This window comes from Geodermatophilus sp. Leaf369 (assembly GCF_001424455.1).
Taxonomy (GTDB): Bacteria; Actinomycetota; Actinomycetes; order Mycobacteriales; family Geodermatophilaceae; genus Klenkia.
Genome location: NZ_LMQA01000001.1, coordinates 340,447 through 364,764 on the forward strand (window position 1 = coordinate 340,447; position 24,318 = coordinate 364,764).

Annotated in this window: 25 protein-coding genes; 17 read left to right on the forward strand and 8 right to left on the reverse strand. The window is 72.4% G+C overall.

All coding sequences use genetic code 11. The annotated features are described in order from the left end of the window. Positions 1-118 precede the first annotated feature (118 nt). Positions 119-1,954: a DEDD exonuclease domain-containing protein gene (locus ASG36_RS01645; RefSeq protein WP_055758603.1), complete on the forward strand. Its 1,836-nt coding sequence runs from the start codon at positions 119-121 to the stop codon at positions 1,952-1,954. Beyond that, complete coding sequence (locus tag ASG36_RS01650) at positions 1,951-2,235, forward strand: Lrp/AsnC family transcriptional regulator (RefSeq protein WP_055758606.1); 285 nt, start codon at positions 1,951-1,953, stop codon at positions 2,233-2,235. Before ASG36_RS01645 ends, ASG36_RS01650 begins: the two co-directional genes overlap by 4 nt. Before the next feature lie 18 nt (positions 2,236-2,253). Here ASG36_RS01650 and trpD read toward each other — a convergent pair whose 3' ends face one another. Beyond that, complete coding sequence (gene trpD / locus ASG36_RS01655) at positions 2,254-3,315, reverse strand: anthranilate phosphoribosyltransferase (RefSeq protein ID WP_235494474.1); 1,062 nt, start codon at positions 3,313-3,315, stop codon at positions 2,254-2,256. A gap of 2 nt (positions 3,316-3,317) precedes the next feature. Further along, complete coding sequence (locus ASG36_RS01660) at positions 3,318-3,737, reverse strand: hypothetical protein (protein ID WP_055758609.1); 420 nt, start codon at positions 3,735-3,737, stop codon at positions 3,318-3,320. Positions 3,738-3,865: 128 nt separating this feature from the next. Here ASG36_RS01660 and ASG36_RS01665 point away from each other — a divergent pair, with 128 nt between their 5' ends. The 4 genes from ASG36_RS01665 to ASG36_RS01680 are packed head-to-tail and all read left to right on the forward strand — an operon-like array spanning position 3,866 to position 8,136. Then, positions 3,866-4,480 (forward strand): heme-copper oxidase subunit III, encoded by a 615-nt coding sequence (locus ASG36_RS01665; RefSeq protein WP_055758612.1) that lies wholly within the window; start codon positions 3,866-3,868, stop codon positions 4,478-4,480. Between the two features lie 7 nt (positions 4,481-4,487). Beyond that, a complete protein-coding gene (locus tag ASG36_RS01670) occupies positions 4,488-5,372 on the forward strand; it encodes a cytochrome c (protein ID WP_082522712.1) in 885 nt (294 codons plus the stop codon). Then, the gene (locus ASG36_RS01675) at positions 5,369-6,475 is read left to right on the forward strand and encodes a ubiquinol-cytochrome c reductase iron-sulfur subunit (RefSeq protein ID WP_055758615.1); all 1,107 of its coding nucleotides are present in this window, start codon (positions 5,369-5,371) and stop codon (positions 6,473-6,475) included. Before ASG36_RS01670 ends, ASG36_RS01675 begins: the two co-directional genes overlap by 4 nt. Then, positions 6,475-8,136 (forward strand): cytochrome bc complex cytochrome b subunit, encoded by a 1,662-nt coding sequence (locus ASG36_RS01680; protein ID WP_082522713.1) that lies wholly within the window; start codon positions 6,475-6,477, stop codon positions 8,134-8,136. Before ASG36_RS01675 ends, ASG36_RS01680 begins: the two co-directional genes overlap by 1 nt. Before the next feature lie 725 nt (positions 8,137-8,861). Here ASG36_RS01680 and ASG36_RS01685 read toward each other — a convergent pair. Both ASG36_RS01685 and coxB read right to left on the reverse strand, forming a co-directional pair. Further along, on the reverse strand, positions 8,862-9,263 hold the full coding sequence (locus ASG36_RS01685; RefSeq protein ID WP_055758618.1) for a cytochrome c oxidase subunit 4: 402 nt from the start codon (positions 9,261-9,263) through the stop codon (positions 8,862-8,864). A gap of 33 nt (positions 9,264-9,296) precedes the next feature. Then, complete coding sequence (gene coxB / locus ASG36_RS01690) at positions 9,297-10,181, reverse strand: cytochrome c oxidase subunit II (protein ID WP_082522714.1); 885 nt, start codon at positions 10,179-10,181, stop codon at positions 9,297-9,299. A 246-nt stretch (positions 10,182-10,427) separates the two neighbouring features. Here coxB and ASG36_RS01695 point away from each other — a divergent pair, with 246 nt between their 5' ends. From ASG36_RS01695 to asnB, 3 genes are read left to right on the forward strand one after another with little or no spacing between them, the layout of a single operon-like run. Next, positions 10,428-10,787 carry a metalloprotease gene (locus ASG36_RS01695; RefSeq protein ID WP_157498504.1) on the forward strand — a complete coding sequence of 120 codons (360 nt, stop codon included), beginning with the start codon at positions 10,428-10,430 and terminating at the stop codon, positions 10,785-10,787. Further along, positions 10,777-11,133, forward strand: a complete 357-nt coding sequence (locus ASG36_RS01700) for a DUF3817 domain-containing protein (RefSeq protein WP_235494475.1) — start codon at positions 10,777-10,779, stop codon at positions 11,131-11,133. Before ASG36_RS01695 ends, ASG36_RS01700 begins: the two co-directional genes overlap by 11 nt. 52 nt (positions 11,134-11,185) lie before the next feature. Next, positions 11,186-13,120: an asparagine synthase (glutamine-hydrolyzing) gene (gene asnB / locus ASG36_RS01705; protein WP_055758623.1), complete on the forward strand. Its 1,935-nt coding sequence runs from the start codon at positions 11,186-11,188 to the stop codon at positions 13,118-13,120. 120 nt (positions 13,121-13,240) lie between these two features. Here asnB and ASG36_RS01710 read toward each other — a convergent pair whose 3' ends face one another. Continuing rightward, positions 13,241-13,612 (reverse strand): iron-sulfur cluster assembly accessory protein, encoded by a 372-nt coding sequence (locus tag ASG36_RS01710; protein ID WP_055758626.1) that lies wholly within the window; start codon positions 13,610-13,612, stop codon positions 13,241-13,243. Between the two features lie 178 nt (positions 13,613-13,790). Between ASG36_RS01710 and ASG36_RS01715 the strand changes: the two genes are divergently transcribed. Both ASG36_RS01715 and ASG36_RS01720 read left to right on the forward strand, forming a co-directional pair. Beyond that, a complete protein-coding gene (locus tag ASG36_RS01715; protein WP_055758629.1) occupies positions 13,791-14,396 on the forward strand; it encodes a DUF3043 domain-containing protein in 606 nt (201 codons plus the stop codon). An 11-nt stretch (positions 14,397-14,407) separates the two neighbouring features. Then, positions 14,408-15,391: an aldo/keto reductase family protein gene (locus ASG36_RS01720; RefSeq protein WP_055758633.1), complete on the forward strand. Its 984-nt coding sequence runs from the start codon at positions 14,408-14,410 to the stop codon at positions 15,389-15,391. A gap of 33 nt (positions 15,392-15,424) precedes the next feature. Here the strand turns inward: ASG36_RS01720 and ASG36_RS01725 are convergent, their stop codons facing one another. Beyond that, positions 15,425-15,649: a hypothetical protein gene (locus tag ASG36_RS01725; protein ID WP_055758636.1), complete on the reverse strand. Its 225-nt coding sequence runs from the start codon at positions 15,647-15,649 to the stop codon at positions 15,425-15,427. 112 nt (positions 15,650-15,761) lie between these two features. Here ASG36_RS01725 and ASG36_RS01730 point away from each other — a divergent pair, with 112 nt between their 5' ends. The 3 genes from ASG36_RS01730 to ASG36_RS01740 are packed head-to-tail and all read left to right on the forward strand — an operon-like array spanning position 15,762 to position 17,671. Beyond that, the gene (locus tag ASG36_RS01730; protein WP_157498506.1) at positions 15,762-16,202 is read left to right on the forward strand and encodes a phage holin family protein; all 441 of its coding nucleotides are present in this window, start codon (positions 15,762-15,764) and stop codon (positions 16,200-16,202) included. Further along, positions 16,199-16,480 carry a DUF3618 domain-containing protein gene (locus tag ASG36_RS01735; RefSeq protein ID WP_055758639.1) on the forward strand — a complete coding sequence of 94 codons (282 nt, stop codon included), beginning with the start codon at positions 16,199-16,201 and terminating at the stop codon, positions 16,478-16,480. The genes ASG36_RS01730 and ASG36_RS01735 overlap by 4 nt, the downstream gene beginning before the upstream one ends. A gap of 48 nt (positions 16,481-16,528) precedes the next feature. After that, positions 16,529-17,671 carry a YihY/virulence factor BrkB family protein gene (locus ASG36_RS01740; RefSeq protein ID WP_055758642.1) on the forward strand — a complete coding sequence of 381 codons (1,143 nt, stop codon included), beginning with the start codon at positions 16,529-16,531 and terminating at the stop codon, positions 17,669-17,671. Here the strand turns inward: ASG36_RS01740 and gcvT are convergent, their stop codons facing one another. After that, entirely contained in the window at positions 17,672-18,790 is a 1,119-nt protein-coding gene (gene gcvT / locus ASG36_RS01745) for a glycine cleavage system aminomethyltransferase GcvT (RefSeq protein ID WP_055758645.1), read from the reverse strand. It lies immediately after the preceding gene. 55 nt (positions 18,791-18,845) lie between these two features. On the opposite strand from gcvT, the gene ASG36_RS01750 reads away from it, so the two are divergent. Further along, positions 18,846-20,351 carry a leucyl aminopeptidase gene (locus tag ASG36_RS01750; RefSeq protein ID WP_055758649.1) on the forward strand — a complete coding sequence of 502 codons (1,506 nt, stop codon included), beginning with the start codon at positions 18,846-18,848 and terminating at the stop codon, positions 20,349-20,351. A 31-nt stretch (positions 20,352-20,382) separates the two neighbouring features. Here ASG36_RS01750 and ASG36_RS01755 read toward each other — a convergent pair whose 3' ends face one another. Then, entirely contained in the window at positions 20,383-20,721 is a 339-nt protein-coding gene (locus ASG36_RS01755) for an oxidoreductase (RefSeq protein ID WP_235494476.1), read from the reverse strand. A 211-nt stretch (positions 20,722-20,932) separates the two neighbouring features. Here ASG36_RS01755 and lpdA point away from each other — a divergent pair, with 211 nt between their 5' ends. Both lpdA and sucB read left to right on the forward strand, forming a co-directional pair. Further along, complete coding sequence (gene lpdA / locus ASG36_RS01760; RefSeq protein ID WP_055758652.1) at positions 20,933-22,312, forward strand: dihydrolipoyl dehydrogenase; 1,380 nt, start codon at positions 20,933-20,935, stop codon at positions 22,310-22,312. A 42-nt stretch (positions 22,313-22,354) separates the two neighbouring features. After that, positions 22,355-24,163 (forward strand): 2-oxoglutarate dehydrogenase, E2 component, dihydrolipoamide succinyltransferase, encoded by a 1,809-nt coding sequence (sucB, locus tag ASG36_RS01765; RefSeq protein WP_055758656.1) that lies wholly within the window; start codon positions 22,355-22,357, stop codon positions 24,161-24,163. Positions 24,164-24,318 lie beyond the last annotated feature (155 nt).

A 24,318-nucleotide genomic window follows, 5' to 3' on the forward strand; every position in this document is an offset into this window, starting at 1 on the left:
CAGTGCCGGGGTGATGCCCGCCACGCCCGCGGGGAGGGCGCACCTCACCCGCACGTGTGTTCGACCCGACGGCGCGTCGGGGCCAGGACTGTCGGACCCCCGACCTAGCGTCCGCGACGTGCCCGGTCCACTCCTCCCCCAGCCCGTGCTCCCGCGTCGCTTCGAGCAGGTGTCGATCGACGACCTGGGCACCCCGCTCGCCGAGGTGACCTTCGTGGTCGTCGACCTGGAGACCACCGGCGGTTCCGCGCACACCGACGCGATCACCGAGATCGGCGCGGTCAAGGTCCGGGCCGGGGAGGTGGTCGGGGAGTTCCAGACCCTGGTCGACCCCGGCCGCGACATCCCGCCCTACATCAGCGTGCTCACCGGCATCACCTCGATGATGGTGGCCGCCGCCCCCCGGATCGACAGCGTGCTGCCGCACTTCCTGGAGTTCGCCCGGGGCACCGTGCTCGTGGCCCACAACGCCCCCTTCGACCTGGGCTTCCTCCGGGCGGCGTGCGCGGCGTCGGGGCTGGCCTGGCCGGCGTTCGCCTCGGTGGACACCGCGGTGCTGGCCCGGCGGCTGCTCACCCGCGACGAGGTGCCCAACTGCAAGCTCGGCACCCTGGCGCCGTTCTTCTCTGCCCGCACCACGCCCACGCACCGCGCGCTGGACGACGCCCAGGCCACCGTGGACGTGCTGCACGGGCTCTTCGAGCGGCTGGGGCCCTTGGGGGTGACCTCGCTGGAGGAGCTCACCGGGCTCACCCGGCAGGTCGACCCGCAGCGCCGCAAGAAGCGCCACCTGGGCGCGCACGTGCCGCACGGCCCCGGGGTCTACGTCTTCCGCGGCCCCCGTGACGAGCCGCTCTACGTGGGGACGTCGACCGACCTGCGCTCCCGGGTGCGCAGCTACTTCTCCGCCGGGGAGCAACGCACCCGGATGACCGAGATGGTCGGACTGGCCCAGCGGGTGGAGGCCCTGCCCTGCGCGCACGACCTGGAGGCCTCGGTCCGCGAGCTCCGGCTGATCGCCGAGCACAAGCCCCGCTACAACAAGAGGTCCCGGTTCCCCGAACGGGCGCTGTGGGTGCGGTTGACCGACGAGCCGTTCCCGCGGCTGTCGGTGGTCCGCCGGGTCCGGCCCGGCGCCGGGGTGTTCCTGGGCCCCTTCCCCGACCGGCGGGCCGCCGATGCCGCCGTCGCCGCCGTCCACGAGGCGCTGCCCATCCGGCAGTGCAGCGGCAGGCTGGCCGTACGCCCGCAGGGCACCGCCTGCGCACTGGCCGACATGGGCCGCTGCGGCGCCCCCTGCACCGGCGCCCAGTCGCGGGAGGAGTACGCCTCGGTGGCCGAGGTCTTCGCCGCCGCCGTGGCCTCGGACCCGGTCCGGTTGTGCTCGCCGCTATTGGAGCGGGTCGAGCGGCTGGCCGGCGAAGGCCGCTTCGAGGACGCCGCGGTGCTGCGCGACCGGGTGGCCGTGCTGGTCCGGGCGGTGCGCCGCCGTCAGCGACTGGAGCTGCTGGCCGGGGTCGCCGAGCTGTCCCTGGCCCGTCCCGACGGCGCGGGCGGCTGGGCGCTGGCGGTGGTCCGCCGCGGTCGGCTCGTGGCCGCCGGCGTCGCCGAGCGCGGCACCTCGGTCCGCGACCACCTGGCCTCGCTCAAGGTCACCGCCGAGACGCCGGTCGGCCCGGACGGCGAGCTCGCCGCCACCGTCGACGAGACCGAGCTGGTGCTGCGCTGGCTGGAGAAGCCCGGGACCCGCCTGGTCGAGGTCACCGGCACGTTGGCCAGCCCGGTGCCCGGCACCGGCGCCTTCAGCTCGTTCCTGGAGCGGGTCGACGCCGGCCGCGGGGCCCGCGACCCGTTCGCCGACGGCCGCAGCCTGGGAACCCGGGCCCGGCCCGAACGGGTCCGGGCCGGTGAGCCCGGTCCGCGCCGTCGGGCGGCGCTAGCCTCCCGGGTGTGATCACCGCCATCGTCATGATCGACGCAGCCACCGACTCCATCGGCGAGGTCGCCGCAGCGATCGCCGACCTCGAGGGCGTCAGCGAGGTCTACTCCGTGGCCGGGGACGTCGACCTGGTCGCCCTGGTCCGCGTCCGGGAGTTCGAGGAGGTCGCCGAGGTCGTGGCCGGGCGGATCAACAAGGTGCCCGGCGTCATCGACACCGCCACCCACATCGCCTTCCGGGCCTACTCCAAGCACGACCTGGAGTCGGCCTTCTCCCTGGGCCTCGAGGGCTCCTGACCCTCCCGGGCCCGACCGTCAGCGGGGGCTGTCGGTCCGGACCTGCTGGCTGACCCAGGCCCAGCGGTCGAGCACCTCGGCGGCCCGCCCGTCGTCCACGGCCTGACCCGCGCGGGCCAGGCCGGCGGCGAGCTGGTCGTGCAACCGCCCGCCGTGCTCGTCGAAGGCGGTCAACGCGGCGGCGGCGTTCAGCAGCACCGCGTCGCGCACCGGACCGGTCTCCCCGGCCACCAGCCGGCGGACGACGTCGGCGTTGAACGCCGGGTCCCCGCCGCGCAGCGCGTCCGCCGCGGGGGTGCTCAGACCCAGCGCTGCCGGGTCGACCCGGTCGGGCACGACCTCGCCGTCCCGGACGACCCACACCGCCGACGTGGTGGCGGTGGTCAGCTCGTCGAGCCCGTCGTCGCCGCGGAACACCAGCGCGCGGCTGCCGCGTCCGGCGACCACGGCGGCCAGCACGGGGGCCATCCGGGCATCGGCGCACCCGATGGCCGCGGCCACCGGACGCGCCGGGTTGGTCAGCGGTCCCAGGAAGTTGAAGACGGTGCCGATGCCCATCTCCCGGCGGGGCGCCCCGGTGTGCCGGAAGCCGGGGTGGAAGACCGGCGCGAAGAAGAAGCCGATCCCGGCCTCCCGCACACACCGGACCACCCCGGCCGCCGGCAGGTCGATGACCACGCCGAGGGCCTCGAGCACGTCGGCCGAACCGGACGAGGACGACGCTGCCCGGTTGCCGTGCTTGGCCACCGGCACCCCGGTCGCGGCCACGACGATGGAGGCCATCGTGGAGATGTTCACCGTGTGCGCGCCGTCGCCACCGGTGCCCACGACGTCCACGCACGCCAGCGGCAGGTCCACGGGGGTGGCGCGGTCGCGCATGGTGTCGGCCAGTCCCCGCACCTCCTCGGGTGCCTCGCCCTTCGCGCGCAGGGCGACGACGAAACCGGCGATCTGGGCCGGCGTCGCCTCACCGCCCATGATCTCGCCCATCGCCCAGGCGGTGTCCTGCGTGGTCAGGTCCTGGCGGGCGAGCAGGCGCGTCAGCAGCCCCGACCAGGTCGGGGTGGGGGTCCTCGACACGGTCAGCCGTGCACGGCGGGCCGTGCGGCCCGGTCCCGGAGCAGACCGGCGACCACGTACGGGGCGACCAGCGGGTCGACCGGGTGGGCCAGGGTGGCGTCGGCGGTGGACCAGTGGGCCAACCAGCGGTCGGCCTGCCGGGCGATGAGCACCACCAGCGGCGGGCAGTCGGTGATCTCGTGCGTCAGCTGTCGGGCGATGCCCATGCCACCGGTGGGCTGGGCCTCCCCGTCGAGCACGCACAGGTCGACGCTCCCGGCGTCGACGGCGGCCACGACCTCGGCCCCCGTGGCGCACTCCAGGTAGGAGACCGGCCCCACGTCGGCGGCGGGGAAGGTGCCCAGGGCGGTCCGGACGGCGTCCCTGACCTCGGGCCGGTGGCTGAAGACCAGGACGGTGGCCGGTGCAGCGGCTGCGCTCACGCAGGCGACCCTAGTGCCCGACCTCGGACACCCGGCCAGACTCGGGGGCAGAACACAGGTCGATCACGGCTTCGCCACACCGGCGACCCGCAGTCGTCTCCCCCGTGCACCGGTGCCATGATGAGCCGGTGACAACGGCCCCCGTGGCGAGCAGCACCTTCGACACCTCGCGGGTGCACTCCCTGACTCGACCGAACATGGTCAGCGTCGGCACGATCATCTGGCTCGCCAGTGAGCTGATGTTCTTCGCCGGCCTGTTCGCCATGTACTTCACCGCCCGCGCCCGCGCAGGCGACCCGTGGCCACCGGAGCCGACGGAGCTGGACCTGCCCTACGCCCTGGTCTTCACGATCATCCTGGTGGCCTCCTCGGTGACCTGCCAGCTGGGCGTCTTCGCGGCGGAGAACGGCAACGTCTACGGCCTCCGACGCTGGTTCACGATCACCTTCGTGATGGGCCTGGTCTTCGTGCTGGGCCAGGCGAACGAGTACCGCGTGCTCGTGACCGAGCACGCGACGAGCATCTCCTCGTCGACCTACGGATCGGTCTTCTTCCTGACCACCGGCTTCCACGGTCTGCACGTCATCGGCGGCCTCATCGCCTTCGTGTTCGTGCTCATCCGGTCCACCATGGGCCGATTCACGCCAGCCCAGGCGACCTCGGCGATCGTGGTCTCCTACTACTGGCACTTCGTCGACGTCGTGTGGGTCGGGCTCTTCGCCACGATCTACCTGATCCGCTAGGGAACCGGTGTCCTCCACGAACCCCACCCCCGACGCCCCGGCCGAGTCCGGCCGCGTCGGTCTGCGTGCCCGTCTCCGTCGCTCCGCCGACGGGACCCCCGCCTCCGCCGCCCGGGCCCGTCGTCGGTCCAAGCAGCGTCGGCGGCTCACCAACGTCGCCGGCCTGATGGCCGCCCTCGTGCTGACCGGGGTCGGCTACTCCGCCGTCGCCCCGGCCAACGCCGCCCCCGAGACCACCGCGAGCGAGTCCAGCGCGGTCGAGGCCGGCCAGGCGCTGTACGAGCGCAGCTGCATCAGCTGCCACGGCAGCAACCTGCAGGGCGTCTCCGACCGCGGCCCCTCGCTCATCGGCGTCGGTGAGGCCTCGGTCTACTTCCAGGTGCACACCGGCCGCATGCCGCTGGTCCGCCAGGAGGCCGACGCCGCCCGCAAGCCCCCGGTGTTCAACGACGCCGAGATCGAGCAGCTGATGGCCTACGTCCAGGCCAACGGCGGCGGCCCGACCCTCCCGTCGGGCGACCTCCGTGAGGGCGACGTCGCCGAGGGCGGCGAGCTCTTCCGGCTCAACTGCGCCTCCTGCCACAACTTCGTCGGCGCGGGCGGTGCGTTGTCCTCGGGCAAGGCCGCCCCCAGCCTGGGCGACGCGAACGACCTCGAGATCTACACGGCGATGCTGTCGGGCCCGGAGAACATGCCGGTGTTCGGGGACAACCAGCTGACCCCCGAGGAGAAGCGTTCGATCATCAACTACGTCCAGACCCTGAACGAGCAGGCCGACCCCGGTGGCGCCGGCATCGGCCGCGCCGGGCCGGTCTCCGAGGGCCTGGTCATCTGGGTCGTCGGCATCGGCGCCCTGCTGTTCGGCATCTTCTGGATGGGGACCAAGGCGTGAGCGCGCGAGACAAGGCCGGTTCTGCACCGGAGTCCGACGCCGGACCGCTGCACGGCGGACTGGACGACGACTACACCCCCGAGCAGCTGGCGGGGATGGACAAGGAAGCCCTCAACCGGCTGGGCGCCCGCTACGACGGTGTCGAGGTCCTGCACGTCGACCCGCCGCCGGCCCCGGGTTCGGGCCTGGAGAAGCAGGCCGAGCGTCAGGTCTCCCTGGCCTTCGGCCTCGCCGGTCTCTTCGCCCTCGCCTTCGCCGTCGTCTACTTCGGCTCCGACTGGTTCCTGCCCGACTGGCAGTGGACGTCGGACGCCAGCGGCTGGAGCGTCTTCTACACCCCGCTGCTGGGCCTGACGATGGGCGGCGCCCTCGCCTTCATCGGCGTGGGTCTGGTGCTCTTCGTCAAGAAGCTGCTCCCCCACGAGACCGCCGTGCAGGACAAGCACGACGGCTCGCAGTTCGACCGCACCACCACCGCCGCGACCCTGATGGGCGGGCTGGACAAGACCGGCTTCCCCCGTCGCAAGATGATCGGCCGCAGCCTCGGCTTCGCCGGCGGCGCGCTGGGCCTCATGCTCATCGCCCCGCTCGGTGGCCTCATCAAGAACCCCAACAAGGGGAACCCGCTGGGCACCACGCCGTGGGCCGAGGGCATCCGCCTGGTCCGCGACGACGGCAGCCCCATCCGCCCCGGCGACCAGGAGCCCGGCTCGCTGGAGACGGTGTTCCCGGCCGTCGAGGGCGGCAACCTGGCCGCGGACGCCGCGACCATGCTGATCCGCCTGCGTCCCGAGCAGATGGCCGTCCTGGAGCCCCGCGAGGGCCAGGCCGACTTCGGCTACGGCGACTACGTGGCCTACTCCAAGATCTGCACGCACGCCGGCTGCCCGGTGTCGCTGTACGAGCAGGAGACCAGCCGGATCCTCTGCCCGTGCCACCAGTCGCAGTTCGACGTGATCCAGGGTGCCAAGCCGGTCTTCGGTCCGGCGTCCCGCTCGCTGCCGGAACTGCCGATTACGCTGGATGACGAGGGGTACTTCGTCGCGCGCAGCGACTACATTGAGGCTGTGGGACCCACCTACTGGAACCGAGAGCGGATCTGATGGCTACGACTGCGGTCTCGCCGGGGCAACCGGCCACGAAGATCGGCAAGGCAGCGACCGAGATCGACGAGCGCCTCATCGTCGCCGGTCCGCTGCGCCGCACGCTGAACAAGGTCTTCCCGGACCACTGGTCGTTCCTGCTCGGGGAGATCGCCCTCTACTCGTTCGTCATCCTGCTGCTCTCGGGCACCTACCTGACGTTCTTCTACGACCCCTCGCTGTCCGAGGTGGCCTACGACGGCAGCTACGCCCCGCTCCGCGGCGTCGAGATGTCCCGGGCCTACGAGTCCTCGCTGCACATCAGCTTCGACGTCCGCGGCGGTCTGTTCATCCGGCAGATCCACCACTGGGCAGCGCTGCTGTTCGTCGCCTCGATCGTCGTGCACCTGATGCGCATCTTCTTCACCGGTGCGTTCCGCAAGCCCCGTGAGACCAACTGGGGCATCGGCGTGGTGCTGCTGGTGCTGGCCCTGCTCATGGGCGTCACCGGCTACACCCTCCCCGACGACCTGCTCTCGGGCACGGGCCTGCGCATCATCTCGGCGATCATCCTGTCCATCCCGGTCATCGGGACCTGGGCGCACTGGGCGGTCTTCGACGGCGACTTCGTCGGTGACGTGATCATCGGGCGCTTCTACATCGCGCACGTGCTGATCATCCCGGCGATCGTGCTGGCCCTCATCGCGGTCCACCTGCTGCTGCTGATCAAGCAGAAGCACACCCAGTTCCCCGGGCCGGGCCGCACCGAGCACAACGTGGTCGGCAACCGGCTCTTCCCCGCCTTCGCGGGCAAGGCCACGGCGCTGTTCTTCATCGTCTTCGGTCTGGTCGCGGCCCTCGCCGGCCTCGTGCAGATCAACCCGTTCTGGCTGTGGGGCCCCTACAACCCCGCCCAGGTGTCCGCCGGCTCCCAGCCGGACTGGTACATCGGCTTCCTCGACGGGTCGACGCGTCTGTTCCCGGCCTGGGACATCAACCTCCCCGGCGACTACACGATCCCGGCGCTCTTCTGGCCCACGGTCGTCGTCGCCGGCGCGATGTTCACGGTGCTCGCGCTGTACCCCCAGCTCGAGCGCAAGCTGACCAAGGACACCGCCTCGCACCACCTGCTCCAGCGTCCCCGCGACGTCCCGGTGCGCACGTCGGTGGGCGTCATGGCGCTGACCTTCTACGCCGTGCTGTGGATGTCCGGCGGCAACGACCTGATCGCCGACAAGTTCGACATCAGCCTCAACGCCATGACCTGGGTCGGCCGCATCGGCGTGGTGATCCTGCCGCCCATCGCCTACATGGTCAGCTACCGCATCTGCCTGGGCCTGCAGCGGCACGACCGCGAGGTGCTCGAGCACGGCATCGAGACCGGCGTCATCCGTCGCCTTCCCTCCGGTGAGTTCATCGAGGTCCACCAGCCCCTGGGCCCGGTGGACGAGCACGGCCACGGCCAGCTGACCTACGGCGGCGCCCCCGTGCCCAAGCGGATGAACCAGGTCGGCGGCGCCCGGCGGGCCGTCAAGGGCTTCTTCAAGCCGATCGAGCAGCCCAGCCAGGTGCAGCTCGAGGCGCAGCATGAGCAGCGCGGCCTGGAGGCAGCCGAGGACGACCGCAGGGTCGGCTCGGGTCGCCCCTCCGACGGTGGTCGACCGCAGGACCCGCGCGACTGATCCACCCGCACCACCCGAAGGGCCCCGACGGCATCGTCCGTCGGGGCCCTTCGTGCGTCCACCCCCGGACGCTGCGGCGAGCCGCCCCCCGGGCGTGCCCCCGGGGGCCCGTCGACCGACCCCGCCCCGGCGGGCGTGAGCCGGCTGCACGATCCAGTCGAGGACCCACCGGGGCTCGATCGAGGCCGGGGTCTGGGTCCAGCGGCTCGATCGCGCCCAGGAGACCCGGACAGGGCGCCTGAGCGGGCGCGATGGCGCAACCGGGGCCCGAGCACCTCCCCCCGGTCGCGGCGGGCCACGAGACGCGTCTGTACGACCGCCTGCAGACGCCGACCGGCGGCGGCAGGCTGGATCACCCCGTCCTCGGGGATGCCCAGGAAGGCTCGAACGGAGCGCCTCCGGTCCTGACGCACGGGCAGCGCCGCTGTGGAGGCAACCGGGGGCGCGAATCCCAGAGGCAGCCACGGTCGTCATCCAGGCCCGACCCGTGTGGGCCTCCCGCGGGTCGACCCAGGAGACCCGGACGTGGCGCCTGCGTGGGTCCCGTGGGCACGCCCGGTACCCACGGCATCCCCGCCATGGCGGGCCTGGGGGGATGCCCCCTCAGCCGGCCCGCCTCAGGTGGACGTCCCCGACATGGCCGGAGGGAACCGGGAGGGGCCCAGGAACGCCCCAGGGCCCCTCCCGCGCTGGCGGGAGGGGCCCTGGGGACCGAGCAGGTGGGATCAGGTCGTGGCGTTCTGACCCGTGTAGTACTCGAAGAGCAGCCCGCCGATGGTGATCAGCAGCGCGGCAGCAGCCAGCAGGATCAGCCAGACGTAGAAGAACGCCAGGGCCAGACCCATGAGAGCGGCCGAGAGGGCCAGGCCGAAGGGCCAGTAGCTGCCCGGGGAGAAGAAGCCCAGCTCGCCGGCGCCGTCGGCGATCTCGGCGTCCTTGCGGTCCTCGGGGCGAGCGTCGATGCGGCGGGCGACGAACCAGAAGAACCCGCCGATGAGGCCCATCAGACCGGCCGAGAGAGCCAGTGCGGTGGTGCCGATCGGCTCCCGCGACCAGATCCCGTAGACCACGGCGGCCACGATGCAGAACGCCGCGATGACGTTGAAGATGAGCGCTTCGACCTTCACGGCCGGACCTCCTGCTGCTGGGTCGTCGTCACGTCAGTTGCTGCCTGCCGCGTCCAGCTGCTGGGACTCCGTCAGCTGGTCGAAGGGCTCGGTCGTGGTGGCGGCACCGGGCTGGCCGATGCTCTCCAGCGCGTCGTAGGTGGACAGGCCGTCCTCGCGGGCAGCGAGGTAGGCGTCGTAGTCCTCACCGGAGACGGCGCGGACCTCGAAGTTCATGTTCGCGTGGTAGGTCCCGCAGAGCTCGGCACAACGGCCCACGAAGGCACCCTCCTCGCGGACGGTCACCTCGAAGACGTTGTCGCGGCCGTTCTCGTTGCCCGGGATCACGTCGAGCTTGAAGAGGAACTCCGGCACCCAGAACGAGTGGATGACGTCGGCCGAGGCGACCTCGAAGCGGATCGTCTGGTCGGTGGGGACCACGAGGATCGGGATCTCGGTGCTGGAGCCGACGGTGCTGACCGGCGTCCCCCCGTTGGACTCGGTGGTCTCCGGGTAGACGAACTGCCAGTTCCACTTGAACGCGTTCACCGCGATCGTCACGTCGGGGTTGTCGCTGCGCTCCTGGACCCGGTTCTGAACGACCACGGTGTAGAAGAACAGCACCGCGATGATGACGAACGGGATGATCGTGTAGACGATCTCCAGCGGCAGGTTGTAGGCGGTCTGCTTGGGCAGTTCCTCACCGCGCTTGCGGTGCCGGACGACCGACCAGAAGATCAGCGCCCACACGGCGATGCCGACGACGAGCGCAGCGATGACCGAACCGGTCCACAGCTGACGCATGTCCTGGGCCTGGTCGGTGATGCCCTCGGGCCAGCCGAACCGCCAGAACTCGTTGTTCAGGTCGCACCCGGTGAGGGTGAGCAGCGCCAGGACGCCGAGCGCGGCTCCCCGCGCGAGCTTGCTCTGTCGAGCCACTGCCCGCTGCCTCCTTGTTCCTCCACCGGGCGTGCGCCCGGCGGTCCGGCACGTGGTGGCCCCTCGGTGTCCCGACAGGTCCGTCCCACTCCGATCACAGTCTGGGGCGAGCGTAGCCGAGTGCACTCGCGCGGCGAGCCCTGGTCGGAGGGCGGGTGGCCGGGGTGTCGAGAACCACCCGGCCGACCACCTCGCGACCGGTCGGGGCGGCCCGGTCACAGGACGGTGACGGTTACAGTCGGGGGCGTGCTCCCCCGGTTGTTGACCCCCAGGTGGGTGCTGCTGCACCTGCTGGTGGCCGCGCTCTTCGTGGCCACCTTCTTCCTCGGCTACTGGCAGCTCAGCAAGGCCGAGAACGGCGGCGGCGCCGTGAACTGGAGCTACGCCCTGCAGTGGCCGCTCTACGGCTTCATGGGCCTGTGGTTCTACTCGAAGATGGTCCGGGACGAGCTGGCCCGTGACCCCGACGCCGACGAGCCGGGCAACGAGGTCGTGCTCTACCAGCGACCGCGCATCGACACCACCGGCGACCCGGAGATGGCGGCCTACAACGCCTACCTCGCCGAGCTCAACGAGCGCGCACTGCGAGGTCGAAGTGGCAGCTGAGACGTCGTCCCCACGGGCCCCCCGGCGGGACGAGGCGAAGATCCCCGGCGCCCTCAAGCGGTACCAGGTCATGGCCTACGTGGTCGGCGTGATGCTGCTGGTCCTCGTCGTGATCGCCATCCCGCTGCGCTACGGCTTCGGCATCCCCGAGGTGTCGATGGTCGTGTCCCCGATCCACGGCTTCCTCTTCATCGTCTACCTGGTCGCCGCGTTCGACCTGGCGCTGCGGGCCCGGTTCACCGCCAAGGGCACGCTGCTCGTGCTGCTGGCCGGTGTCGTCCCCCTGCTGTCCTTCTGGGCCGAGCGCCGGGTCACCGCCCGCGTCCGCGCCGGCCAGCCCATCTGACCCGCGCCCCCTGCGAGGGGCGCACCGCCGACCACCCGGAGACCTGCGCCTGATGTGCGGCCTGCTCGCCTACCTGTCCACCGACGCCGAACGGGTCACCGAGTCCACCGTGGGCGGGGTGCGGCACGCGCTGCACTGCCTGCACCACCGCGGACCCGACGACACCGCCGTCTGGGATGACGGGAACGCCGTCCTCGGCTTCAACCGGCTGTCGATCATCGACGTGGACGGCAGCCCCCAGCCCCTCCCCTACGCCGGCGGTCGCTACCGGATCCTGTTCAACGGGGAGATCTACAACTACCTTGAGCTGCGCGAGGAGCTGGCCGCGCTGGGTGCGGAGTTCGCCACCCAGGGCGACACCGAGGCCATCGTCGCTGGGTTCCACCACTGGGGCCCCGACGTCGTCTCCCGGCTGCGCGGCATGTTCGCCTTCGTCATCTGGGACACCGAGACCCGCACGGCCTTCGGCGCCCGGGACCCCTTCGGCATCAAGCCGCTGTTCACCGCCCGGCTGGCCGACGGCGGCCTGGTCTTCAGCAGCGAGAAGAAGGCCGTGCTCGAGCTGCTCGGCGGCTCCGAGGGCGCCGGCGGCGTGGACCCGGCGTCCCTGCAGCACTACCTGACCCTGCAGTACGTCCCCGAGCCCGCGACGCTGCACCGCGGCATCCGACGGATCGAGAGCGGGACGCGGTTCACCGTCGTCGGCGGCGAGCTGGCCACCGAGCGGTACTTCCACCCCGCCTTCACCCCCCGGCCGGTGCCGGCGGGTGGCGAGCAGGACCTCTACGACCGGATCGCCGCCACCCTCGACGAGTCCGTCGCCAAGCACATGCGGGCCGACGTCACCGTCGGGTCGTTCCTGTCCAGTGGCATCGACTCAACGGCCATCGCCGCGCTGGCCCACCGGTACAACCCGGACCTGATGACGTTCACCGTCGGCTTCGAGCGGGAGGCCACCTCCGAGGTCGACATCGCCGCGGAGTCCGCCGCACACCTGGGCGTCGCGCACGTGCCGGTCGTCATCACCGCCGAGCAGTTCGCCGCAGCGATCCCCGAGGTGGTCTGGTACCTCGACGACCCGGTCGCCGACCCCGCGCTCGTGCCGCTGTACTTCGTGGCCCGGGAGGCCCGCAAGCACGTCAAGGTGGTCCTGTCCGGCGAGGGCGCCGACGAGCTGTTCGGCGGGTACACGATCTACCGCGAGCCGCTGAGCCTGGCCTGGGCCGAGCGGGTGCCCCGGGTGGGCAAGCGGGCGATGGCCGCACTGTCGGGCCGGCTGCCCGAGGGCATGCGGGGCAAGGACCTGCTCCGCCGCGCCTCGATCCCGCTCGAGGAGCGGTACTACGGCAACGCCCGCAACTTCTCCGGCGCCGAGCTGGCCCGCGTGCTGCGCGGTCACGACGCCGACGTCTCGCACGTCCAGGTGACCGAGGACCTCTACCGCCAGGCGCGGGAGGCCGGGTACGACGACGTGACCGCCATGCAGTACGTGGACCTCTTCACCTGGCTGCGCGGGGACATCCTGGTCAAGGCCGACAAGATCACCATGGCCAACAGCCTCGAGCTGCGGGTCCCGTTCCTGGACACCGAGGTGTTCGACCTGGCCCGGACCATCCCGCTGGACCAGCGGGTGCCCCGGGGGTCCGACGCCACCAAGTACGCACTGCGCCGGGCGATGGAGCAGATCGTGCCGCCGGCGATCCTGCACCGCCGCAAGCTCGGGTTCCCGGTGCCGACGGCGGAGTTCCTCGCCGGCCCGCTGCACGAGTGGGCGCACCAGATCGTGGCCGAGAGCCAGACCGACCAGTGGCTGGACCGGGCCCGCGTCGCCGAGCTGCTCACCTCGCTGCGCACCGCCGAGGTGCCCAGCAAGCGGACGGCGCGTCAGCTGTGGGAGGTGCTGGTCTTCATGGTCTGGCACGGGATCTTCGTGGAGGAGCGGATCGTCGTCGACGTCCCGGAGACCGTGTACCCCGTCCGGCTCTGAGACGCGACGAGGCCCGGCCCCCCTGGGGGAACCGGGCCTCGTGACGTCAGTGCTGGAACGGCCCCTCCGCAGGGTCCCGCGGCGTGCGGAGCACGTCGTGGGGGGCGGAGAGGTCCTTCCTCAGGAGAACGAGTCCCCGCAGGCGCAGGAGCTGCCGGCGTTGGGGTTGTCGATCGTGAAGCCCTGCTTCTCGATGGTGTCGACGAAGTCGATCGTCGCGCCGCCGAGGTAGGGGCCGCTCATGCGGTCGACGATGACCTCGACGCCACCGAACTCGTGGGTCTGGTCGCCGTCGAGGTAGCGCTCGTCGAAGAAGAGCTGGTACCGCAGACCGGAGCAACCACCCGGCTGCACGGCGATGCGCAGGCGCAGGTCGTCCCGGCCCTCCTGGTCCAGCAGGGCCTTGACCTTGCCGGCTGCGGTGTCGCTGAGGCTGACGCCCGTGGCGCCGGGGGTACCAGCGTCCAGGGTCGTGGTGTCCTGCACGGTCATGTTCTGTCCTCCCACATCGAGGTGCTGGTGCACCGGTGTCGCACCAGACGCTCCCGGTACGACCAACACCGCCGTGGCGGAGCTGCTTCCCACTGTAGGCGTCCAGAGGTCGGTTCCGGTGTCGGTCGGGTCGACGAGCTGGCCCGGAGGGCCGATCCGGCCCCGTAGACTCCCACCCGTGAAGCTCCGCCTGCCCGGCCGCCGCCGCGACGACGAGTCGACGCCGGACGCCGCCACCGACCTGACCGCCCAGCAGCTGACCGCGGTCGGCAAGGGCCGGCCCACGCCGCGCCGCAGTGAGGCCCAGGGGCGCCGTCCCGGCCCGCCGCCCCCGCCGCCGACCACGCGGAAAGAGGCCTACAAGCGCCAGCGCGAGCAGAACGCGGCCAACCGCGGGTCCGCCCGTGAGGCCGCCGCCCGTGGTGACGAGAGCGCGCTGCCGGTCCGTGACCGCGGCCCGGAGAAGCGCCTGGTCCGCGATCTGGTGGACGCCCGGCGCAACGCCGGGAGCCTCTTCCTCATCGTGGCGGCGCTGGTGCTGGTGGGCTACTTCATCCCCAACACCGCCGTGCAGAGCTACACCGTCTACATCTGGTTCGCGTTCTTCCTGCTGATCATCGCGGACTCCGTCGTCCTGGGACGCAAGATCAAGAAGAAGCTGGCCGAGCGCTTCCCGGCCGTCACCAAGACCAAGGGCCTCATCTGGTACGGCATCAGCCGCGCCACGATGGTCCGCCGCTGGCGCTTCCCCAAGCCCCAGGTGCAGCTCGGCGCCGAGGTCTAACGTCGGGCGACGTGGACACACGTCGCCTGGGCCGTTCCGGCCTGAACATCACCGAACTCGCGTACGGCAACTGGCTCACCCACGGCAGCCAGGTCGAGGAGGACGCGGCGCACGCCTGCGTGCACGCCGCCCTCGACGCCGGGATCACCACCTTCGACACCGCCGACGTCTACGCCGGCACCAAGGCCGAGTCCGTGCTCGGCCGCGCGCTGAAGGGCCAGCGCCGGGAGGGCCTGGAGGTCTTCACCAAGGTCTACTGGCCCACCGGCCCCGGGGCCAACGACCGCGGGCTCTCCCGCAAGCACGTCATCGAGAGCTGCCACGCCTCGCTCGAGCGGCTGCAGACCGACCACATCGACCTCTACCAGGCCCACCGCTACGACGCCACGGTGCCGCTGGAGGAGACGATGACCGCCTTCGCCGACCTGGTCCGGGCCGGCAAGGTGCTCTACGTCGGGGTCTCGGAGTGGCGGGCCGAGGAGATCGCGGCCGGTGCTGCGCTCGCCCGTGACCTCGGCATCCAGCTGATCAGCAACCAGCCGCAGTACTCGATGCTGTGGCGGGTCATCGAGGGCGAGGTCGTGCCGACGTCGGAGCAGGAGGGGCTGTCCCAGATCGTCTGGTCGCCCCTGGCCCAGGGCGCGCTCACCGGCAAGTACCAGCCCGGTCAGGCCCCGCCGGCCGACAGCCGCGGGGGCCACCCCACCGCGGGCGGGTCGATGAAGCAGTACCTGACCGACGACGTGCTCACCCGGGTGCAGCAGCTGCGCCCGATCGCCGAGGAGCTCGACCTCACGATGGCCCAGCTCGCGCTGGCCTGGGTGCTGCAGAACGGCAACGTGGCCGCAGCCATCATCGGGGCAACCCGACCCGAGCAGGTGCACGACAACGTCAAGGCCGCCGGGGTGCAGATCCCCACCGAGCTGATGACCCGCATCGACGACGCGCTCGGCGACGTCGTCGAGCGCGACCCGGGCAAGACGAGCCGGGGCTGACCGGGTCGGGGGCGCCCGCGGGCGCCCCCGACCTCAGCTGGCGGCCAGGCCCATCGGGCCGTAGACGACCTCGTCGTCCTGCAGCAGGCTCGCGGTGGCGACACCGCGCTCCAGCAGCTCCCGCCAGTGCTCCCCCAGCCAGGACTCCGCCTCGGACTGCGCGTCCTCGACGGGCAGCACCACGCCCACCTCGGCGGGGTCGAGGGTCTCTCCTGCCGGGTCGAACAGGCGCCAGGTCCAGATCGACGGTGAGGTCATGGCCGCACCCTAGGTGGGGTGCAGCACGCCGCGCGCGTCCTGGGGTTCAGCCCCCGCCCCCCGGGGCATGGGACGCCTTCGATCTGTTGTCCACGCGTACCCGGGAGCACCCATGAGCACGTCCCCCGTGGCCGACGGCGCACACCGCGCCGACGTGCCGCTCGACCCCGCGAAGGCCTCGACCGGCCAACTGGTGGGTGAACTCCCCGAGCTGGTGACCCGTCTCGTCCGCGACGAGGTCCGGCTGGCCCAGGCCGAGGTCAAGGGCAAGGCCAAGAAGCTCGGCCTCGGCGTCGGGCTCTTCGGCGGTGCCGGAGTGCTCGCCCTGCTCGGCCTCAACGCCCTGATCACCGCCGGCATCCTCGGCCTGGCGAACGTCATCCCCGGGTGGCTGGCCGGGCTCCTCGTGGCCGTCGTGCTGTTCCTGATCGCCGCCGTCCTCGGCCTGATCGGCAAGAAGGACGTCTCGCAGGCCGCGCCCCCGCTGCCCACCGAGACGATCGAGAGCCTCAAGGCCGACGTGGCCACCGTGAAGGAGAGCGCAGCCCGATGACCGGACCCACCGCCACCCCGCACGACGGCTCCGCACTCGACCCGTCCGACCCGGACGAGATCAGGGCCGACATCGAGGCGACCCGGGAGCAGCTCGCGGCGACCGTGGACGAGCTCAGCCACCGGCTCGACGTCCCCTCACGCGCCAAGGAGTCCGCCTTCCAGGCCCGGGACACCGCCGTGGAGACCTACCGCGAGAACCCGCCGGTCGTCATCGGCGTGGCGGTCGCCCTGGTGGCCTCGATCGTCGGGATCGTCGTCTGGCGTTCCCGGCGCTGAGCCACCCCGCCCACCCCGCACGCCCCACACCCCAGGAGACACGACGACATGGTCGACACCCGACGGCCCGACAGCGCCGTGGACCGCATCCGCGAGCGGGTGGCGGAGAAGGCCGCCCGGCGGGCCGCCGCGGCCGCCCGGGAGTCCGGTGAGGACTCCCCCGCCCGACCCGGCGGCGACTCGCCGTCGTCCCGGCCCGGGCCGGCGGCGGAGGACGCCCGTCTGCCCGGTGTGGGAGCCGAGAAGCCGACCGACATCCCGGCCCGGGGGTGGAAGCAGATCCTGAAGCGGGCGTGGGCGGAGAACAAGGCCGACAACATGCCGATCATCGGCGGCGGCGTGGCCTTCTTCGGCTTCCTGGCGATCTTCCCGACGCTGATCGCCGCCATCTCGCTCTACGGCCTGGTGGCCTCGCCCGCCACGGTGCAGGAGCAGGTGGACGGTCTCCGGGGCACGGTGCCGCAAGAGGTCCTCACGATCATCAACGACCAGCTGAGCTCGGTGGCCGAAGCCGGCACCGGGGCGCTGTCGGTGAGCCTGGTGATCTCGATCCTGGCCGCGCTGTTCTCGGCGTCGGGTGGGGTGAACAACCTGATCACCGCGGTGAACCTGGCCTACGACGAGGTGGAGACGCGCAACGCGATCAAGCTGCGCGCCCTGGCCCTGCTGCTCACCTTCGGCGCCATCGTCTTCGTGCTGCTGACGCTGACCCTGGTCGCCGTCACCCCGATCGTGCTGGACGCGCTGCCGCTGGGCATCGTGGGCACGGTCCTGGCGCAGGTCCTGCGGTGGGTGCTGCTGCTCGGGCTGATGGCCGGCGCGCTGTCGATCCTGTACCGCGTGGCCCCCGACCGCGACGCCCCGAAGTTCCGGTGGGTGAGCCTCGGCTCCGGGGTCGTCACCGTGGCCTGGGTGGTCGTCTCGATCGCGTTCAGCTTCTACGTGAGCAACTTCGGCTCGTACTCGGCCACGTACGGGGCGATCGCCGGGGTCGTCGTGCTGATGCTGTGGCTGCAGCTGACCTGCTTCCTGGTGCTGCTGGGCGCAGAGATCAACGCCGAGGCCGAGCACCAGACGGCGCAGGACACGACCAAGGGCGACGAGCTGCCGATGGGCGACCGCCGCGCCACCGTGGCCGACGAGCTTCCCGACCCCGCCGTCCCGACGAAGGAGTCGGCGCGGAGCGCCTGATCAGCGCACGTGGGACGGCACGAACGGGGGCTTGACCACCTCGACCGGTGAGGTCCGCCCGCGGACGTCGACGGCCAGCTCCAGGCCGGGCGTCGGCTCGGCTGCCGTGTCCAGGAGCGCGAGGGCGATGCCGGCCCGCAGGGTCGGGGAGAACGTGCCGCTGGTGACCTCCCCGACCCGGGCGCCGTCAGCGTCCAGGACGGCCATGCCCGGGCGGGGGATCCCCCGGCCGGGGGCCCGCAGTCCCCAGAGCTGGCGGACCGGCCCAGCGGTGCGCTCTGCCGTGAGCGCCTCGCGGCCCCAGAACGCGTCCTTCTTCCAGCCGACCGCCCAACCGGCCCGGGCCTGCACCGGCGAGATGTCCACCGAGAGCTCGTGGCCGTGCAGCGGGTAGCCCATCTCGGTGCGCAGCGTGTCCCGGGAGCCCAGCCCGCAGGGCCGGATCTGCTCGGGCTCCCCGGCGGCCAGCAGCGCGTCCCAGAGCGCACCGGCCCGCTCGGCGGCGACCAGCAGCTCGTAGCCGTGCTCGCCGGTGTAGCCGGTCCTGCAGACGGTGACCTCGTCGCCGTCGCGGCCCGGGGTGTCGGCGAAGGCCATGTAGTCCAGCTCGCCCGGGAGCCCGACGGCCGCGAGCACCTCGGCCGACCGCGGCCCCTGCAGCGCCAGGACGGCGACCTCGGTGTGCCGGTCGGTCACGGTCACCCCGGCGGGGGCCGCGGCGGCCAGCCGCGCGAGCACCTCCGCGGCGTTGGCCGCGTTGGGCACCAGCAGGACGTCGTCAGGGCCGTGCAAGTAGACGATCAGGTCGTCGACGACGCCGCCGGCGTGCTCCTCGCCGTCCGGGCGGCAGCAGAGCGTGTACTGCGCCTGACCGGGGCCGATGCGGGACAGGTCGTTGGTGAGGCAGGAGTCGACGAACGCCGCTGCCCCGGGTCCCCGGACGGTGCCGGTGCCCAGGTGCGAGACGTCGAACAGGCCCACGCCCTCGCGCACCGCGGTGTGCTCGCTGATCACCCCGCCGCCGGCGTACTCGATCGGCATCGACCAGCCCCCGAAGTCGGCGAGCTTCGCGCCGGCCGCGAGGTGCCGGTCGTGCAGCGGGGAGGTGAGGGGGCTCATGCCCCGACCGTATCGCCGAGGTCGCCGACCACCGGTGTCCTCGTAAGCTGCCCTGGTGCCGCCGACGATCTCTGCCACCGACCGCCCCCTCGAGAAGCTCTCCGCCGACGCCGTCGTCGTGGGGGTCGGCAAGGGCCCCGACGGGCTGCTGACCACCCCCGGTGCCGACGCCGTCGACCGGCTCCTGGGCGGCAAGCTGCTCGCCGCCCTCGCCGACCTCGGCGCCCGGGGCGGTGAGGACGAGGTCACCCGGCTGCCCACCTTCGGTCAGGGACCCTTCCCGGTGGTCGCCGTCGCCGGTCTCGGTGCCCCGCAGGCCGACGGCGGGTACCCGGCCGAAGCCGTCCGCCGCGCCTCCGGTGCTGCCAGCCGGGCGCTGGTCGGCCGGGCCTCGGTCGTCAGCCTGCTCGCCGCCGTCGGCGGCCCCCCGGACGCCGAGCGGCTGCACGCCGTCGGTGAGGGCGCGCTGCTGGGCGCCTACGAGTTCACGACCTACAAGAACCTGCCCTCCGACCGCCCCACCCCGCCCTCCTCGGTGGAGCTCGTCGTCCCGGACGCCGGTGCCGCCAAGGCCGCCCTGGCCCGGGTGCGCGCCGTCGCCGACGCCGTCGCGCTGACCCGCGACCTGGTCAACACCCCGCCCAACGACCTGTACCCCGCCGAGCTCGCCGCCCGCGGCGCCGCCGCCGGCAAGAAGGCCGGCCTGTCGGTCGAGATCCTGGACGAGGCCGCACTGACCGCCGGTGGCTACGGCGGGATCCTCGCCGTCGGCGGCGGGTCGACCCGCGGTCCCCGCCTGCTGCGGCTGACCTACAAGGGCCGCCGGGCCAGCACGTCGGTCGCGCTGGTCGGCAAGGGCATCACCTTCGACAGCGGCGGCATCTCGATCAAGCCCGCCGCCAAGATGGAGGACATGAAGAGCGACATGGCGGGTGCGGCCGCCGTGATCGCCACCGTCTGCCTCGTCGCCGAGCTGGGCCTGGCCGTCGACGTCACCGCCACCGTGCCGATCGCGGAGAACCTGCCCTCGGGCTCGGCCTACCGGCCCGCCGACGTGGTCACCTTCCGCAACGGCAAGAAGGCCGAGATCACCAACACCGACGCCGAGGGTCGCGTCGTCCTGGCCGACGCCATCGCCCGTGCGGCGGAGGACTCCCCCGACTACCTGCTGGAGACCTCCACCCTCACCGGCGCCCAGACCGTGGCGCTGGGTGCCCGCACCTCCGGTGTGATGGGCAGCGACGACCTGCGCGATGCCGTCGTCGCGGCGAGCGTCCGCTCCGGTGAGCCCATGTGGGCCATGCCGCTGCCGCCCGAGCTGCGCCGCGGGCTGGACTCCCCGACCGCGGACTTCGTGAACGCCAACGCCGACCGCCTCGGCGGGATGCTCGTGGCCGGGCACTTCCTGGCCGAGTTCGTCCCGGCCGGCCTGCCCTGGGCGCACATCGACGTCGCCGGACCGGCCTACAACACCGGCTCACCCTGGGGCTACACCACCAAGGGCGGCACCGGCGTCCCGGTCCGCACGTTGTTGGCGACCATCGAGGCGCTGATCGCCTGACCCGCGGCGGTGACCCTGCCCCCGGGCGGGGTCACCGCTTGTGGTCGCGGTTCCAGTCGCGCATCCGCTGCGGGTAACCGGTCACCTGGGCGTCGTACACCGGGACGGCGAGGTCCTTGCTCAGGCTGCGGGCCACGCCCGGGCCGTCGATCCGCCGCCGGGTCCACTCGCCGTCGGCCGCGACCAGCACGATCGTGGTCTCGGTGACCGCGGTGCGCGGCTCGACGAAGCCCTCCACGCCGCGCCGGGTGGCCACGAACTGCTCCAGGTGGGCGAGGTCGGCCTTCCCCGAGGCCCGGTCCAGCGTCCGGTTGCGGTCGCCCGTCGGGCCCTGCCCGCTCTGCGGTCGCCTGCCCCGCAGCCTGTCCATGAGACCCACCGACGTGCTCCTCCCACCCGGCGCCGACCCGGCTCGCACCGTCGTCGTCGCGGGTGCCGACACGGCACCCGGCCGGTCAACGGAGCAGGCCGATCGCCCGTTCCCCGCAGGTGGCAGGATGGGGCGAGCACAGGCCCGAAACCGGTCCGACGAGCACGACCTGCGCGTCGCCGACCGAGCCGCCCAGCACCGAGGAGACCCCGTGAGCGCACCCGACCAGACCGCCGACCTCGTCATCCTCGGTGGTGGATCGGGTGGGTACGCCGCCGCCCTGCGGGGCGCCGAGCTCGGCCTCTCCGTCGTCCTCGTCGAGAAGGACAAGGTGGGCGGCACCTGCCTGCACCGCGGCTGCATCCCCACCAAGGCCCTGCTGCACTCCGCCGAGGTGGCCGACAGCGCCCGCGAGGGCGAGCAGTTCGGCGTCAAGACCTCCCTCGCCGGCATCGACATGGACGGCGTCAACGCCTACAAGGCCGGCGTCACCGCCAAGCTCTACAAGGGCCTGCAGGGCCTCATCAAGAGCCGCAAGATCACCTACGTGGAGGGCGAGGGCAAGCTCGTCTCCCCCACCGCCGTGGCGGTCGGGGACACCACCTACGAGGGCAAGCACGTGCTGCTGGCCACCGGCTCCTACGCCCGCAGCCTGCCCGGCATCGAGATCGACGGCACGAAGGTCATCACCAGCGACCAGGCCCTCGAGCTCGAGCGGGTCCCCGCCTCGGTGATCATCCTGGGCGGCGGCGTCATCGGCTGCGAGTTCGCCAGTGTCTGGAAGTCCTTCGGCGCCGACGTGACCATCATCGAGGGCCTGCCGCACCTGGTGCCGCTCGAGGACGAGTCCTCCTCGAAGCTGCTGGAGCGCGCCTACCGCCGCCGCAAGATCGACTTCTCGCTGGGCAGCCGGGTGTCCAAGGTCGCCACCACCGAGAACGGCGTCAGCGTCGAGCTGGAGAACGGCAAGTCCTACGAGGCCGAGATCGTCCTGGTCGCCGTCGGCCGCGGCCCGGTCAGCCAGGGCCTGGGCTACGAGGAGGCCGGGGTCGCCATGGACCGCGGCTTCGTCCTCGCCGACGAGTACTGCCAGACCAACGTGCCGACGATCTCCGCGGTCGGTGACCTCATCCCCACCCTGCAGCTGGCCCACGTCGGCTTCGGCGAGGGCATCCTCGTCGCCGAGCGTCTGGCCGGGCTCCCCGTCGTCCCGATCGACTACGCCGGTGTGCCCCGCGTGACCTACTCCGAGCCCGAGGTCGCCTCGGTCGGTCTCACCGAGGCCCAGGCCAAGGAGAAGTACGGCGAGGTCGAGGCGCTCACCTACGACCTGGGCGGCAACGGCAAGAGCCAGATCCTCAAGACCGCCGGCGCGGTCAAGCTCGTCCGCGCCAAGGACGGCCCCGTCGTCGGCGTGCACATGGTCGGCGCCCGGGTCGGTGAGCTCGTGGCCGAGGCCCAGCTCATCTACAACTGGGAGGCCCTGCCCGACGAGGTCGCCTCCCTCATCCACCCGCACCCCACGCAGAGCGAGGCCATGGGCGAGGCGCACATGGCCCTCGCCGGCAAGCCGCTGCACTCGCACAGCTGACCCTGCCCCACCCCACCCCTGACCTGAGGAGAACTGCACTCGATGCCGACGTCCGTCACCATGCCCGCCCTGGGCGAGAGCGTCACCGAGGGCACCGTCACCCGCTGGCTCAAGCAGGAGGGTGACACCGTCGAGGTCGACGAGCCCCTCCTCGAGGTCTCGACCGACAAGGTCGACACCGAGATCCCGTCGCCTGCCGCCGGTGTGCTGACCAAGATCGTCGTCGCCGAGGACGAGACCGTCGAGGTCGGCGCCGAGCTCGCGGTGATCGGTGGCGAGGACGGCGGCTCGCCCGCTGCGGACGAGCCGGCGGCCGAGGAGCCGGCTGCCGAGGCCCCGGCCGAGGAGCCCGCCGCCGATCCCGAGCCGGCACCGGCCGCACCGGCTGCTGCCTCCGGTGGCGACTCCGTAGGGTCCGGTGAGGGCACCCCGGTGACCATGCCGGCCCTGGGCGAGAGCGTCACCGAGGGCACCGTCACCCGCTGGCTGAAGGCCGAGGGCGACACCGTCGAGCTCGACGAGCCCCTCCTCGAGGTCTCCACCGACAAGGTCGACACCGAGATCCCCTCGCCCGCCGCCGGCGTGCTGACGAAGATCCTGGTCGCCGAGGACGAGACCGTCGACGTCGGCGCCGACCTGGCGATCATCGGCGGTTCGGGTGGGTCGTCGGAGTCCGCCCCGGCGGCCGAGCCCGAGAAGCCCGCTGCGCCCGCCGCTCCCGAGCAGCCATCGGCCACCGACGCCTCGGGCACCAACGACTACAGCGGTCCCCCGGCCTCGGCCGAGACCACCCAGGCCGAGCCGGAGCCCGAGCCGGCACCGGCGGCCAGCGCCCCCGCTGCCGTCTCCGCCCCGGCCGCGGCGCCCAAGCAGGCTCCGGCCCCCTCCGGTGACGGCGGCGGTGCGTACGTCACGCCGCTGGTCCGGCGACTGGCTGCCGAGAACGGCGTGGACCTGTCCACCCTGACCGGCACCGGCGTCGGTGGGCGGATCCGCAAGCAGGACGTGCTCGCCGCGGCCGAGAAGCCCGCGCCCGTCGAGACCCCCGCTGCCCCGGCCGCGGCGGCCCCGGCGGCGGCCGCCAAGCCCGCCGCCGGTGGGAGCCCGGCTCCCGCTGCGTCCGCCCTGCGCGGTCGCACGGAGAAGCTGTCGCGTCTGCGGACCGTCATCGCCAAGCGGATGGTCGAGTCGCTGCAGGTCAGCGCCCAGCTGACCACCGTGGTCGAGGTCGACGTCACCCGGGTGGCCAAGCTCCGTGCCCAGGCCAAGGACGACTTCGCCGCCCGCGAGGGCGTCAAGCTGTCCTTCCTGCCGTTCTTCGCCAAGGCGGCCATCGAGGCCCTCAAGGCGCACCCGACGGTGAACTCCTCGCTGGACATGGAGGCCGGCACGGTCACCTACCACGACGCGGAGAACCTGGGCGTCGCAGTGGACACCGAGCGGGGTCTCCTCGTGCCGGTGATCGCCGACGCCGGTGACCTCAGCCTGGCCGGGATCGCCCGCAAGATCGCCGACCTGGCCGAGCGGACCCGGACGAACAAGATCACCCCGGACGAGCTGGGTGGCGGCACCTTCACGCTGACCAACACCGGCAGCCGGGGCGCCCTGTTCGACACCCCGATCATCAACCAGCCCCAGGTCGCCATCCTGGGCACCGGTTCGGTGGTCAAGCGCGCGGTCGTCGTGCAGGACGCCGACCTCGGCGAGGTCGTGGCCGTGCGGTCGATGGTCTACCTGGCCCTGTCCTACGACCACCGCATCGTCGACGGCGCCGACGCCGCCCGCTTCCTCACCACGGTGAAGGAGCGGCTGGAGGCCGGTCAGTTCCAGGGGGAGCTCGGCCTGAGCTGAGCCACCCCGCACCGCACACCTCGGGCCCCGGCAGTCGTCTGCCGGGGCCCGAGGTGTCAGGTCGGGCGGCCGCGGGCACGAACGGGTCTCACCACCGTCCGGCCCGGTGCCGCGCCGCACGACCCCAGCCCCGTCCCCGCCCCGGAGGTCCTCCC

Coding starts and splice junctions, on each gene's coding strand:
- ASG36_RS01680 (WP_082522713.1), top strand. CDS start 6,475: ATGGCTACGACTGCGGTCTCGCCGGGGCAACCGGCCACGAAGATCGGC.
- asnB (WP_055758623.1), top strand. CDS start 11,186: ATGTGCGGCCTGCTCGCCTACCTGTCCACCGACGCCGAACGGGTCACC.
- ASG36_RS01710 (WP_055758626.1), bottom strand. CDS start 13,612: ATGACCGTGCAGGACACCACGACCCTGGACGCTGGTACCCCCGGCGCC.
- ASG36_RS01725 (WP_055758636.1), bottom strand. CDS start 15,649: ATGACCTCACCGTCGATCTGGACCTGGCGCCTGTTCGACCCGGCAGGA.
- ASG36_RS01730 (WP_157498506.1), top strand. CDS start 15,762: ATGAGCACGTCCCCCGTGGCCGACGGCGCACACCGCGCCGACGTGCCG.
- ASG36_RS01735 (WP_055758639.1), top strand. CDS start 16,199: ATGACCGGACCCACCGCCACCCCGCACGACGGCTCCGCACTCGACCCG.
- ASG36_RS01740 (WP_055758642.1), top strand. CDS start 16,529: ATGGTCGACACCCGACGGCCCGACAGCGCCGTGGACCGCATCCGCGAG.
- gcvT (WP_055758645.1), bottom strand. CDS start 18,790: ATGAGCCCCCTCACCTCCCCGCTGCACGACCGGCACCTCGCGGCCGGC.
- ASG36_RS01755 (WP_235494476.1), bottom strand. CDS start 20,721: ATGGACAGGCTGCGGGGCAGGCGACCGCAGAGCGGGCAGGGCCCGACG.
- sucB (WP_055758656.1), top strand. CDS start 22,355: ATGCCGACGTCCGTCACCATGCCCGCCCTGGGCGAGAGCGTCACCGAG.